Source organism: Myxosarcina sp. GI1(2024) (assembly GCF_053543375.1).
Genome location: NZ_JBKGTY010000002.1, coordinates 320,488 through 333,753, shown reverse-complemented (window position 1 = coordinate 333,753; position 13,266 = coordinate 320,488). Strand labels below are relative to the sequence as shown.

The window sequence follows — 13,266 nt, the reverse complement described above, 5'->3', positions numbered from 1 at the left end:
GAAACAATGGAGTAAAAAATAAACACAGTATTACTTCTGCGCCATTTTATATAATTTTTCTTTAACCGCTAGATTCATTAGCGATCGCAACAACAAGATAAACCAGAAACCCGAAAAACAAAATAGAGCAATTGCCGCTCCTTCAAGACTACCGACGAGTAAAATCGTTCCCGACAACAAACTGAATCCCGATAGACAAGTATAAATTAAGCTTTTAATTCCCAACTGAATTTGTTTGAGAGATCTTTCGCTTTCTAGGGAACGAACTTTAATTTGCAATTCTCCCAAATCCAGTCGAGACTCCATACGCAAAATAGAACGCTCGATTTTACCTGGTTGCTTGAGCTTGTCGCGAACCAGATCTCTTGCCTGTAGGGCAATGGTGCCGAGAATGTTACCTTGCTGTTGGGAAAAAGCGATATTTTTAATAAATGGTTGTGCCGCCGCCAGTAAATTATATTGGGGATCGAGAGCGCGAGCTATACCATCTAAAGTAGTCAGAGATTTGACGATAAAAGTCATTTGTGGCGGCAAGCGAAATGGCTGTTGCTCGAAGATTAAATAAATTTCATCTGAAATGCGATCGAAAGCATTGACATCTATAGGTTTATCGCGAAACTCTTCTAAGAGAAAATTAATCATTCTTCTCACGGGAGTCATGTCGGCAACGGGTTCGATCAGTCCCATATAAATCAGAGTTTCAATAACTTTATCGGTGTCTTTTCTCAGCACTGCAAAAAAAGTTTTCACCATCTGATCTTTGGCGATCGCTTTAACCTCTGCCATGGTACCAAAATCATAAAAAATAATTTCTCCCCGCTGGCTGACTGCCATATTGCCTGGATGGGGATCGGATTGAAAAAAACCGTCTTCTAAGAGTTGTTTTAGATAACAGGTAATTCCCAGTTTGATAATTTCTTGAGTATTAATTCGGTTGGCTTCTAAAGAATCGCGATCGTTTATCTTAATGCCTGGTAAATATTCTAAAGTGAGAATTCTTGAAGTTGTATATTGCCAATAAACCTTGGGAACGGCGACGCGATGATAAGTGCGAAAATTTTGTCGAAAACGCTCGGCATTTTTTCCTTCATGAATATAGTCAATTTCTAAATATAAAAGTTCGAAAAATTCGCGATAAATTGCTTCTAAATTAAACTTTCTAAGGTCGGGTAAAAAACGATTGCCCAATCTTACCAATCGATGCAGAATTTCAAAATCTAAGTTAAATAGAGCCGCTAAACCAGGACGCTGTACCTTAACTACCACATCTTCTCCGGTATGGAGTCTGGCTTTATGAACCTGTCCCAAACTAGCTGCAGCCAGAGGAATTGGATTAAAATCTCGAAATAAACTGTCGACCGGCTTACCCAATTCGGTTTCGATCGCCAAAATTGCTAGTTCGGAACTAAAGGGTGGTACTCGATCCTGTAATTTACTAAATTCTTCGACGTATTCTAAAGGAATTAGATCGGCGCGAGTAGATAGAGCCTGTCCGATTTTAATATAGGTAGGTCCTAGTTCTAGGAGTTTAGCAACTAACCAACTAGCGCGACGGTGTTTCTGCCGAGATGAATTTTTACGCCAGAGGCGATCGTTCCAGATAAAAAATAATAGTCTAACTGCAATTCCAAAAACTTTTAACTGACGAAAAAATGGCGAATAATTAAAGCTACTTCTAGATAATCGAGCTGAGTCGGTACGTTTGAGCATCTTTTCTACAGATCGAACACTTTTTAATTTCGCGCTTTTTCACCTTACTCTCGTCGCTCATCTAGTATAACTCTGGTTATGGTCAAAAAATTTTATCGCGCTCTCATTGCCGAAGCTTAAGACTGGGGTAATTTAATCGTAAAGGTCGTTCTAAACATTCGCGATTCTGCTACTGGTTCGCTAGTTACTTCGATAGTGCCATTGAGGTGCTCGACTAAATATTTAACCAGAGCCAAACCCAGACCAGTACCTTGTACGGCTCGGTCGGTTACACCTTTACCGCGACGAAATTTCTCGAAAACATATGGTAATTCTTCAGCTAAGATCCCCGCACCATAATTAGAAACTGCGATCGCTACTACTGCATCTCTCTGGCGATCGCATTGGACAGAAAACTCGACATTAGTATCTGGAGCGGAATATTTACCAGCATTAGTCAGCAATTCTTCGACTATATACTGCAAACTATCGGCATCGCTATAGAGATTCAAAGCCGAATCAGATAAATCGATCTTTAAGCTCAAGCCCTTGTCAGATTGCCATTTATCGAGAAAAGAATTAGCTAGTGGTTCGATTAGATGAGCCAGATTTAATTCCTGCGGACTGAAGGCAAACTCTCCCGATTCAACCTGTTGTAGAGTTAGTAGATCTTTAATTAGATTGTATTCTCGATTCCACTCTTGTTCGAGAATATTGAGATATTTTTCCTGGGTAGTCGGGGGCAGTCGCTCCTGACGCAGCATTTTTATCGCCATTTTCATGCTGGTGAGTGGGGTTTTAAGCTCGTGACTCATGCTATTGAGAAAATCGTCTTTCAACTGGTTGAGTTTCTGTAGCTGATCGATTTGCTGACGCATCTTTTCGGTGAGCTTGGCTTGAAATTCCAGAGCATGAGTTAGTTGAGCGGTGCGCTCGTCTACAATTGATTGAACGCGACTTAAGGTTTGATGATGAATCATAGCTGTAGCAATTTGAACGCTTACCCAATTAATTAAATCCAATTCATCATCGCTCCAAAATCGAGGAGAGTCGTGTTGCAGAACTAAAAAACCCAGTACTAACCTGGATTTTAAATCGCCAGAGGTTTTGCCCATCAGGGGCATCATCAGCAATGCTGACGAGTTTGGATTACTCTCATCACCAAGCTGTTCTAAAGGCAAATCGGGAAAAGCCACCAGTTCGCTTCTGGTTAGAGGCTGGGGGGCTAGCTCTAGAGCTTTCTGACATAGCTGGGAATCTTGAAGATTAAAGCTAGGTTCCCTAGAACTTGGTTCGGTTCGATCTCCCCTCCACTGGCAGGTAATTTTTACCGTTCCACGTACTACTTTCTGCCTAGATTGTTGAGTCCGCAACGGATTTTGATATTTAAGTTGGAGAATTAAACCCCTACTAACCTGAAGCGCATTACCAATTTCGGACAAACAGGCATCGAATAGAACATCGGGAGCAGAATTTTGACCGATCTCTTTACTTATACGATTGAGTACGGTTTGAAATCTAGTTTTGGTTTGGACTTGCTGCTGAAGCTGTATCTGAGAAATGATTAGCCCAATTGAGTCTGAAATGCGAGCGAATAATTGTTGTTGGGAGTCAGTCCACAAAGTAGACTGAGATTTCAATAATAAAATTATCGCAGCGATTTCTTGACGATTTGAAATTAAAGTCCCCAAGCAAATTTTGGTTGGCAGAATTTCTCTAACTAAATTTTTTAGAGGTTGGAAATAAGAAGAGCAGGTTTCATTGCTCGAATTAAAATTACGACTGAGACTTTCACCATCATGCAGTTGAGCTTTGCTTCGATTGGAAAATAACAATTGAGATAATTTTTCCACCAGTCGTTCTTGGTTCTCTACTAAAAAACTCTCTTCCTGCCACCAACCAATAGCTCTAGGTTCCAACGAGTTCAGCTTGTCGGTCACGATTCCACAAGCTTCTGCTTGAAAAAATTCTGCTACTTTTGCCGCTATGTTTGACAGCATAGTTTGAGAACTACAGTCAGAGATTGCTATCCGGGTGATTTCTCGTTCGATTGAATCAAATGTAACTGGATACTGCATAGTTTCAGGCAATTATTTCTGCTCTACAACCAGGTAAACTACTTAACTAGCAAACAATTCCCTCGAACGCGACCGATAGCATAATGACTAGTTCGAGTGAGTTTGTCTAAGATCCTTCTTCGATCTTTGAGTAATTCTCCTGTTAACTGCGAACAGACAACTTAAAGGCAAGAGAAGCTGGTACAGTATAGCCCAAACCAATCTCTTCCTTCGACGATCGAAACTGTTCCGCACAAAGATATCATTCCCATTTTGGTTAATTTTCTACCAGTACAATTAATTTTGGCTTAAAATTTTCTCGACTCGCTCCTTAAATATAGATAATGATGCTCGAAGTTAAGCTGAAAAAACTAAAAATGGCTGAAACCTTTAGTAAAATTTGAGAGTGACAATTGACAACTATCTTTATTTACTAAGATACTTTCAGAATTAGCAGTAACCCTACCGATAATCGCCGCTTCTCCTCCTAAATATTTAACTAAATCTTTGGCTACTGCTAGAGGCATGGTCAATACAAGCTCGAAGTCTTCTCCACCGTACAGCATCCAATCCCAAGCTGTTTCTGCTCCTGTTATTTCGACCAAAGCAGAGGGAATTTCGAGTGCACCAAATTCAATTTTCGCTCCTACCCCACTACACCGGCAAATTTGCTCGATCGCATCGGCTAGACCATCACTGCTATCCATACCGCCAATTGAGATTTGGTCGGGAAGCCATTCGAGAAAAGGTAAAATATCCAGTCTGGGTAAAGGTCGTTGATGAGCTTCGATTAGGCTATTTCTTTCCCGAGCATTCAAGCGATCGCCCAAGTGGGGATTAGTTAATAGTTCTAGTCCTCCTCGCGCCAGTCCGTGGAGTCCCGTAGTAACGATCGCATCGCCCGAGCGAGCGTTACTACGTAGAATAGAGCGATGGGGGTTAACCTGACCGAAAGCGGTAATGGCGAGACTGATTACCTGAGAGCGACAAATATCGCCACCGACGACAGGAGTTTGATATCGGTTCAAACACTCGTTCATACCCCGGTACAGTTCTTCTACCCACGATACCGCTACTGCTCCGGGCAAGGACAGACCGATAGTAATACCGAGAGGTTTTGCTCCCATTGCAGCCAAGTCGGACAAGTTAGCCGTTACCCCCCGCCAACCTACATCATAGGGGCTAGTAGTGCGATCGCTAAAATGTACCCCATCAACCAATACATCAGTAGTAACTACTAGAGATTTGTTTGGTTCTAGAGGTAAAATTGCTCCATCATCCCCTACCATCCCTTCGGGACAAAAAGGCTGGAGTTTGCTCAACAAACCCCGCTCTCCGAGAGCGCTAACTAGCTGTGTCATTCTTTAAAGTAGGAAGTAGAAAGTTATTTAAGGCACTAGGTAATTGGTGAACGGGCAAGGGGTAAAGGGAGAACGTTTGAGAACTCCCTTTTTACCTTTTACCTTTTTTCTTCTGCTTTCTCCGCTCTATGCTTCTCCTGCTCTAGCTTGGTTCGACTAGATTTTCTAGTCCTTCTACGACTCTAGCAGAAACAATTTTGTCTCCCGCTCCAAGTTTTTCTAAAATTTCTTCACCTTTTACGACGTAACCAAATACAGAATATCTACCGTCCATTAAATTGTAGCCAGGAGGAGTTAATTCGCGGTCGAATTTAAAGAAAAAGAATTGTGAAGAACCGCCATTGGGGTCATTAGCAGGACGAGCCAAAGCGATCGCACCATAGGCGTTAAAAGGAATAACGGGTGTATCTAAATAACGTCCTAAGTTTTCCAAAGTCTCGCCATAAACTGGTTCCGAATCTCCCCGTACCAGTACCTCTAGGGGAATTGCGCGATACTCTCCCGTCTCGGGATCGATAAATCCTTCTGCTTCTCCTGGGGGATCCCCTGCCTGCAAAATGTAGAAATCTTCGGCTCGATTGAACTCCATACCATCGTAAAAGCCACGATGTACTAAATCGACAAAGTTCCCTCCGTTAACTGGCGCACTATAACCATCGATAACAATTTCTAAAGTACCTCGGTTGGTTTCCATTTCTACTGTGGCACGACCGAGCAGCTGTGGTAAATCGGCATATTCCTCTGGTACTTCAAAAGGAAACCCTACTACCATTAATTCTTCTAGCTGTCCTACCTTTGCCAGCAATTCCTCTCGTTTGAGGTAAACAGCTTCTTTGTCTTTGGTGTCAGCTGTCGTTTTAAGTTCGTTAACTCCCTCATCGATCTGGTTTAGTAATGCTTCGGCTTGAGGTTGACGCTCTTCGGAAACCGCAGCCAAAATGTCACCGCGATGGATTTCCAACACGAAATTACTATCTTTAATATCGCGTTTGATGTTGCCCCAACGCTTGCCCCGAAGTTGATAGCCAATATCTTCTAAATCTGCTTGTAGTTTTCTTACCCAATCATTATCTATAGGTAGAGAATATCTCAGAATGGCTTTAGGGTCGGTAATCGCATCTCCCTGAGCTAAAAACGCTAGTGCCTGAGGTTGGGGTAGAACGATCGCACTACTACAAAACAAGACCACAGCTAACCAAATAGCCATAATACTTCGAGAAAATCGGCAATCGGATTTGTTATTAATAAGATTTGCTACAGTTTTCATAAATTAAACCACGCCATCGCGTTCTGTAAATCAGTCCGTCGCTCGAATTTATTTCAGACGAGTACCACTGACCGTTGGACAAAACATATCTACTGTGTATGTTCTTAGCGATCGATCTCCCTTGTCAACATTTCTACACGACTTAGTTTATCCTGAGGTTCTCTTTGCTCCTCTTTTTTTATCCCTCACCCTTCATCAGGTAAAATTAAATGTCGTTCTCTCTAGAAGATTTTTGGTTCCATGATTTCTAGTAATGACTTTCGCACCGGGGTGACCATTGAGTTAGATGGCTCGGTCTGGCGAGTAGTAGAGTTTCTGCACGTCAAACCAGGTAAAGGCTCGGCTTTTGTGCGAACCAAGCTAAAAAACGTCCAGACAGGCAATACCGTCGAACGTACTTTCCGAGCGGGAGAAACCTTACCCCAAGCCAACTTGGAAAAACGTACCATGCAACATACCTACAAAGAGGGAGACCAATATGTCTTTATGGATATGGAAACCTATGAAGAAACCCGTTTGACAGCAGAGCAAATGGGTGATCGCGTTCAGTATCTCAAAGAAGAAATGGAAGTAAACGTAATCTTTTGGGAAGACCAGGTATTGGAAGTGGAGTTACCAACTTCAGTGACTTTAGAAGTTACCGATACCGATCCTGGAGTCAAAGGAGATACGGCTACGGGAGGAACAAAACCCGCTACCGTTGAAACGGGAGCGCAGGTAATGGTACCTTTATTTATTTCTATCGGCGAAAAAATCAAGGTAGATACCAGAGATAGTTCCTACTTAGGTCGAGAAAACTAAACCTATCGTCGGTAAATTGTCGAACTCATAGGCGATAAAAACCAGTATTGCTGTTAAATTACGTAAATAACTGCTCGAGATCGGATTGTATAGTTTGTGTCTATAAATTTTCAAGAACTTCGCGAATTATTAGGGGCGATCGCCAAAACTGACATTACTGAGTTAACTCTCAAAAGCGATCAGTTTACCTTGACGGTACGCCAAGAGAGAAATATAGTAGCTTCGAAAGTCATGCCTGAAATTGCAGCCGAGCCAGTAATGGCTCCTTCGGGTACGGAAAGACCTACTACTCCTCCAGATACTACTACCACCGTAGACGACCGCTCTTGGATTGAAATTACTTCGCCAATGGTGGGAACATTTTATCGTGCTCCTGCACCAGACGAGGAGCCTTTTGTAGAAGTAGGCGATCGCATCAATCCAGGGGATACCGTTTGTATTATTGAGGCGATGAAATTAATGAATGAAATCGAAGGAGAAGTTGCGGGAAAAATCATGGAAATTGCCGTTCAAAATGGAGAACCAGTAGAGTTCGGACAAACCCTGATGCGAATCGATCCTAGTTAATCAAAATTGGGTTTGAGTATGGAAATTTTCACCATTGCTCTGTTGGGTCTATTGGGAACTTTATCGAGTGGAGGATTGATTGTCGATTTCCTAGTGGATAAGAATCTGCGCTCGCAAATAGTTAGTGTAGAAGAACGGGCAATTCGGATCGACAATCTACCCAACTATCAAATTGCTGGCGGTAAATTACAAAAAGTTCGGCTAGCTGCTAGGGGTGTCGAACTCGAACCCATCAGAATTGAAGTTTTAGAGCTAGAAACAGATGGAATTGCCTTAAAACGTTCGAAATTAAACTCGCTAAAAACCGCTGTCGAAGATTCTTCCGAGAGCTCGAGTCTCGACAGTACGAGTGAATTTAGAGAGGCTTTAGGACAGCCCTTGCAAGGAGCGTTCAAAATTGTTTTAACTGAAAGCGATCTCAATCGCGCCTTAAGCTCACCACAATTTCAACAACGGCTACAGAAAACTTTAAATCGTCTGGTGGCTCATAAAGGAGGTTCATCTAACCTGGCTTACGAGCTGCTCGCTCCTAGCTTAGAGTTCAGTTCTCCAAATCACCTCCAAATAAATTTTACCTTACGTCGTTCTAGCAATACCTATCGCTCCCGAGACCTAGCTATGGCTATAGAATTGAGAGTGACATCAGACGGTAGACAAATTTATTTGTCCGAACTAAAGGGAACTGTCAATCGGCGTCCCATGTCTTCTAGATTGCTGAGAGGTTTTGCCGATGGCATTAGCGATCGCCTCAATCTTGAAGTCTTTGAGGCTGACGGAATCTTAGCTCGGCTTCTACAATTAGAGATAGATGAAAATAACCTCAAACTAACGGGTTTTGCACGGGTGGAAACAAAATAACTAAAAATGTCTTCAACCAAGCAAAAAAAGCTAACTAAATATTTTTGGAAAAACTTCCTCTAAATCAGGAGAATTACTTATGCAAGATCGCAAACAAAATAAACGTTTTTCTCTCCCTTTAGTGGCGATCGCCGCCGGAGTAATTTTAGCTGCGGGAGGAGGTGCTGCTTGGTGGGCAAAGCACAGTCTAGAACGCACCAGTCAAACTGCCATACCGACTTTTCCTCCCGTCGCCGAGCAAACCAAGCCAATTCAACCAGAACCAATTACTCAAGAAGAAACTATTGAAGTTTGGTGGCTCGATCCTCAAGATAATTCAATCGAACTCGTTACTAGCACGCTGAATTTTCAAAAGTCGACTCAACCAAAGCGCATCTTGACAGTTGCCTTCGACCGTCTACTGGCAGGACCGGAAAATTCTAACTACACTACTAGCATTCCCGAAAATACGAAATTGCTTGGTTTGTCCCTAGACCGAAAAGGAGTTCATGTTGATTTGTCTCGAGAGTTTGTCTTTGGTGGAGGAAGTGCGTCGATGACTAGCAGATTAGCACAAGTAGTCTATACCGCGACGAGTTTCAATCGCAGCGATAAAGTTTGGATTAGTGTAGAAGGGGAGCCTCTAGAAACTCTGGGGGGAGAAGGTCTTTTAATCGGTCAACCGATGACGCGGGAAACTTTTGAAGCCAACTTCGAGCTTTAGTTTGTTGTTATTCATTAGTCATAAGTCATTAATTAAATTAATTATTAACAGTAGACTGCTAAAAGCTAATGACAAAGGACAAACAAAAAAAATTGTAACTAATTATCGTTCGCTGCCGAGGCGTTTAATTGCTCGATCGAAAGACCAATTTAATATGGGTGCAATTAAACTATGAAATCGATGCAGCAGTCTCATGATCGAGCCTGGGGCGATCGCCGCTCGCCCGGTTTCGATTCCTTGGAGAATCTCTGCCGCCACTGCTGCTGCAGTCCAAGTTGCGGCTGTTTCAGTTATCATTTTCGTTTGGGGAGGCTTAGTTTTATTTTCCCTGGCTAGCTGGGGAGTTTGGGTATCGGGAGGATAAACTACACAAACCTGAATACCTTTGGGTTTTAGTTCGGCTCTTAGGCTTTCTCCTAGCCCGCGGATGGCGAATTTGCTAGGAGAATAGGCGCTATAGCCATAAATACCGATTAAACCCGCTCCAGAAGAGATTAAGACTATGCTACCTTGCCGTTGCCGTTCCATAGCTGGTAGCGCGGCTCTAATGGTATGGAGAGTTCCAAAATAATTGACCGCCATGGTGGTTTCAAAAACTTCCAGGGAAAGTTCCTGAAAATAACCGGGAATTGCCATGCCTGCAGAGGCGATCAACATACTAGGAGTTCCCAATCTGGCGATCGCCGTAGAAATTGCAGCGGTAATTTCCGGTTCGTGGGCGACATCGGCAGCTAGGGTAATTATTTGCTGAGTCGGGGTAACTACTTCTGCCTCTAGTTCTCGTTTGGCGCTCTCTAGCTTGTGGCGATCGCGTGCGATTAGGGTGAGATTGGCACCCTGTCGTGCTAGAAGTTGCGCTGTAGCTTTGCCAATACCGCTAGAACCACCGGTGACGATCGCGTGTTGCTGTTGATATTTCATCGAGTCGGGCATTGATTGACACCTCATTACTGAATTTATCGATTACGACCAACGAGGGGATACCCGTGTGAAGAAGATTAAGAAGACGAGCGCGAGTTTTTAGTTTTGGCAGCAATTTGAATCACCTGCATTAAATCTCTAATACTTCTAGATTTTGCCGGCAATAGACAAGGATATACTGTTAAGTTATCGATTTGATTGGCTGCTGCACTGGTTTTAGAATCGAGAATTATTAAAGGCAGAGAAGCTAGATAAGACGATTGTCGTAACGAGCGCAAGTAGTCGAGGGGTTCTTTAATTGCCACACTATCTAGAATGACCACATCTAGCTGCCAAATTCGCGCCAACATCTGAGCTTGTTCCAAACCATCAGCTTCAATAATACGGTAACCAACGTTATCTCTCGATTGGTCTCGATCTTCCCTACCAGCGCTCCAATCTCTTTCCGCCCAATCTTTAAGGCTAAAATCTAAATTTTCCGCTTCCCGTGTTTGGTCAATAACTTTTAGTTCGGGATAGATACACAAAATAGTGATATTTTGAGGAATGACTGGTGGGGCAAAGTCTTTAACTGGTAGAATCTGCGCCAGAGTAGCTCGGTCGAATGGTTCGCAGATAACTCCCTGTGCCTGTCGAAATGTTTGACTATCTTCTAATTTATGCTGCGGTGTAGTCAGCACGAATACGGGAATATTTTGCGTACTGGAGTCCGACTCGAGCAGAGTAAGTAAATCTTTACCACCTAGCAGGGAACAAGCAGGATTCATCAAGATGTAGCTGGGTTTTAGGCGTCGAGCTTGTTGTAGGGCTTCAATTCCGCTACGAGCCACTACTAAATAGTAGCCTAGATCCTCAATCGTCGAGGCAATCCGAGCAATCCGATGGGGAAGGGTTTCAATGATTAGCACCAGTAAACGTTTGCCATTAGATTTCGAGTTACTAGATTCTAAGCGATCGCCAACGGCAACATGAGGTAATAGTAAAGTAAATTCATTTCTGCCGCTGGCTGTTGAGACCGAACTCAGCTCTCCCCCGTGAGCTTTAGCTAACTGTCGAGCGATCGCTAAATTTAAATTCTTATTGTATTCTGCTTTTGAGTCGTTAGTTTCCGCTTCTTGGCAGCCATCGGTTGGCGTTGCTGAGACTGCAACCTCCTCAGTTTGGTGCCAGACTACAATAGTAATCCAATCAGTCCAAGAGTTAACCTTAATTCCGATTCGTTTGGCCTGAGATTGAACGGCTCGTTCGAGCAAGCAAGACAGTATTTGAGTCAAACAGGATTTATCGAAAAAGGCTGTTTCCGAGCCTGGGGCGATCGCCAATTCTAACTGAGGATAGGCTGAAATTTCAGATGAATCTGTTTCTGCTGTAGTTTCTAATTCAGTTAGAGTATGTCTGTATGTTTGTCGGCACAGAGGTTCGAGTTCGAGTGGCTCGACAAAAAAACTTTGTTTGTCAGGGGTCAACCCGGTCAACTTTAATAAGTCATTGACCATCTTGGTCAGTCGTTTGCCGCTACGATAGATTAATTCGACATAGCGGATCTGACGCTGATTGAGATTGCCTAATTTTTGGGCTTTGAGTAAATTTGACAGACCGACAATTCCCGTTAGGGGAGATTTCAATTCATGGGTGATATAGGCTAAAAACTCGTCTTTTAAGCGGCTCCAGTCGGCATCTGCTGAGATTGTTTGTCGGCTTTGTTCATTTTCAGCTGCGATCGCCACTACTAACCAATGCTGTCTTGTCTGACTAGTAGCAAAATCTAGGGGCATTTTGACGTAGTACCAGCCATTTATATAACTAATCTGCAGCCCAGAAGCGGTAAAGATCGACCGCTCGGCATAGGTGGCCGCAGAATTTGAATTTGAGGAGCTGTCTGTGGGGATTTCGCCAGCAGTTGCAGAGTCTGCCAATACAAGGGGTAAATCATTTCGCTCCCTCGAATTTGACTCCGATGAAAGTTGGTTTGGTTGACTCGTCAGTTGTCCTAACCACCACTGAGCGAGCTGCGAACTATAATCTATCGCATCGCGGTCTCGTAATTCGCTGAGATGTTGTTGCCAATAATGATTTTGATATAAGATTTTGCCTCCGCCCTCTTGGATCGTTAAGGGGAGAGGAATCTTTTCCATGAGGCTAAATAAGTAGAAACTCAATTCTGAGCCTAATGCTTGAGGCTGTGGTTGGTTATTTTCAAGCAAAAACTCAAACAGCTTTTGAGTATCTAACATGCCCAAAAATTTTTCCCGCTCGTCTACGAGCGCGTAGCTCGAACCCCGGCGATCGTTACCGTTGCTGGAATAGTCTAAAAACTCTGAAATGCTTGCTTGATAATTTACAATTTTTACTGGTTCGATGAGACTCTGTAAGTTGGTGGTTGCCATCAAAGCGGCTCGATCTTCAAAATACTTTTGAGAACCAACTAAAGTAGTAATCCGGCAATTGTGCTGGTATTGGACTAATAAAGACAGCAAACTATGTGCCGTGACTACTCCGAGGGGAAACTGTTGGCGATCGACTATGGCAATAGTTCCATTTTGGCTACTTTGAGATGCATTGAGGATTGTTTCCAAAGCACATCCATGTTGGCAGATGGGAATTGGACTAATAAATTCTTCTAAGCTAATTTGATAAGAACTATACATGGAGTTTTGGATAATTACTTCAAAAGCATTTTTGTTGCCAGCGCTATTACGTTAGAGCAGTTTAAGGTAGAATAATATATTTAGCTCTTGGCGATATTTTCCATGTTTCCAACCAAATTTAGGCTTAAAATTGGCTAGCGAAGCTGACAAATACCTTTTTTGATGTTTAGTCTATCAATCAATTTATATGAAAAAAGCTTGAAAGTTTTTCTACCAGATGGCATTCAAGATTTTCAAAGTCATTCAACTAATTGAACGAGCTACACCTCTATTATTATCTCAAACTTAAATTGTTTTAAAGCTCTGTTTCTTACAAATAATTACAATTTTCACGCTGAGGCAATAAATGTTAATTTTTTATAATATAAGATTTTGGATGTTAATTCCTGAAAAG

Annotated in this window: 10 protein-coding genes; 4 read left to right on the top strand and 6 right to left on the bottom strand. The window is 42.6% G+C overall.

Annotated elements, in window-relative coordinates; genetic code table 11:
- Positions 1–30: 30 nt before the first annotated feature.
- The 4 genes from ACLFKQ_RS10600 to ACLFKQ_RS10585 form a co-directional block, all read right to left on the bottom strand.
- Entirely contained in the window at positions 31–1,710 is a 1,680-nt protein-coding gene (locus tag ACLFKQ_RS10600; RefSeq protein WP_448999794.1) for an ABC1 kinase family protein, read from the bottom strand.
- A 116-nt stretch (positions 1,711–1,826) separates the two neighbouring features.
- Positions 1,827–3,767 (bottom strand): GAF domain-containing sensor histidine kinase, encoded by a 1,941-nt coding sequence (locus ACLFKQ_RS10595; RefSeq protein WP_448999793.1) that lies wholly within the window; start codon positions 3,765–3,767, stop codon positions 1,827–1,829.
- Between the two features lie 350 nt (positions 3,768–4,117).
- On the bottom strand, positions 4,118–5,107 hold the full coding sequence (thiL, locus tag ACLFKQ_RS10590; protein ID WP_448999792.1) for a thiamine-phosphate kinase: 990 nt from the start codon (positions 5,105–5,107) through the stop codon (positions 4,118–4,120).
- 142 nt (positions 5,108–5,249) lie between these two features.
- Positions 5,250–6,314: a peptidylprolyl isomerase gene (locus tag ACLFKQ_RS10585; protein WP_448999791.1), complete on the bottom strand. Its 1,065-nt coding sequence runs from the start codon at positions 6,312–6,314 to the stop codon at positions 5,250–5,252.
- A 300-nt stretch (positions 6,315–6,614) separates the two neighbouring features.
- Between ACLFKQ_RS10585 and efp the strand changes: the two genes are divergently transcribed.
- The 4 genes from efp to ACLFKQ_RS10565 all read left to right on the top strand — a co-directional run bounded on the left by efp (position 6,615) and on the right by ACLFKQ_RS10565 (position 9,303).
- Positions 6,615–7,175 carry an elongation factor P gene (gene efp, locus ACLFKQ_RS10580; protein WP_448999790.1) on the top strand — a complete coding sequence of 187 codons (561 nt, stop codon included), beginning with the start codon at positions 6,615–6,617 and terminating at the stop codon, positions 7,173–7,175.
- 96 nt (positions 7,176–7,271) lie between these two features.
- On the top strand, positions 7,272–7,742 hold the full coding sequence (gene accB / locus ACLFKQ_RS10575; protein WP_448999789.1) for an acetyl-CoA carboxylase biotin carboxyl carrier protein: 471 nt from the start codon (positions 7,272–7,274) through the stop codon (positions 7,740–7,742).
- Between the two features lie 18 nt (positions 7,743–7,760).
- Positions 7,761–8,600, top strand: a complete 840-nt coding sequence (locus ACLFKQ_RS10570; RefSeq protein ID WP_448999788.1) for an LmeA family phospholipid-binding protein — start codon at positions 7,761–7,763, stop codon at positions 8,598–8,600.
- Positions 8,601–8,679: 79 nt separating this feature from the next.
- Positions 8,680–9,303: a GerMN domain-containing protein gene (locus ACLFKQ_RS10565; protein ID WP_448999787.1), complete on the top strand. Its 624-nt coding sequence runs from the start codon at positions 8,680–8,682 to the stop codon at positions 9,301–9,303.
- Positions 9,304–9,405: 102 nt separating this feature from the next.
- Here the strand turns inward: ACLFKQ_RS10565 and ACLFKQ_RS10560 are convergent, their stop codons facing one another.
- Together ACLFKQ_RS10560 and ACLFKQ_RS10555 are read right to left on the bottom strand one after the other, a co-directional pair.
- Positions 9,406–10,224, bottom strand: a complete 819-nt coding sequence (locus ACLFKQ_RS10560) for an SDR family oxidoreductase (protein WP_449000330.1) — start codon at positions 10,222–10,224, stop codon at positions 9,406–9,408.
- Positions 10,225–10,301: 77 nt separating this feature from the next.
- On the bottom strand, positions 10,302–12,872 hold the full coding sequence (locus ACLFKQ_RS10555) for a hybrid sensor histidine kinase/response regulator (RefSeq protein WP_448999786.1): 2,571 nt from the start codon (positions 12,870–12,872) through the stop codon (positions 10,302–10,304).
- Positions 12,873–13,266 lie beyond the last annotated feature (394 nt).

Bases quoted from the DNA above. Each gene is read 5' to 3' on its own strand.
- ACLFKQ_RS10600 (WP_448999794.1), bottom strand. From the start codon at position 1,710: ATGCTCAAACGTACCGACTCAGCTCGATTATCTAGAAGTAGCTTTAAT.
- ACLFKQ_RS10595 (WP_448999793.1), bottom strand. From the start codon at position 3,767: ATGCAGTATCCAGTTACATTTGATTCAATCGAACGAGAAATCACCCGG.
- thiL (WP_448999792.1), bottom strand. From the start codon at position 5,107: ATGACACAGCTAGTTAGCGCTCTCGGAGAGCGGGGTTTGTTGAGCAAA.
- ACLFKQ_RS10585 (WP_448999791.1), bottom strand. From the start codon at position 6,314: ATGGCTATTTGGTTAGCTGTGGTCTTGTTTTGTAGTAGTGCGATCGTT.
- efp (WP_448999790.1), top strand. From the start codon at position 6,615: ATGATTTCTAGTAATGACTTTCGCACCGGGGTGACCATTGAGTTAGAT.
- ACLFKQ_RS10570 (WP_448999788.1), top strand. From the start codon at position 7,761: ATGGAAATTTTCACCATTGCTCTGTTGGGTCTATTGGGAACTTTATCG.
- ACLFKQ_RS10565 (WP_448999787.1), top strand. From the start codon at position 8,680: ATGCAAGATCGCAAACAAAATAAACGTTTTTCTCTCCCTTTAGTGGCG.
- ACLFKQ_RS10560 (WP_449000330.1), bottom strand. From the start codon at position 10,224: ATGAAATATCAACAGCAACACGCGATCGTCACCGGTGGTTCTAGCGGT.
- ACLFKQ_RS10555 (WP_448999786.1), bottom strand. From the start codon at position 12,872: ATGTATAGTTCTTATCAAATTAGCTTAGAAGAATTTATTAGTCCAATT.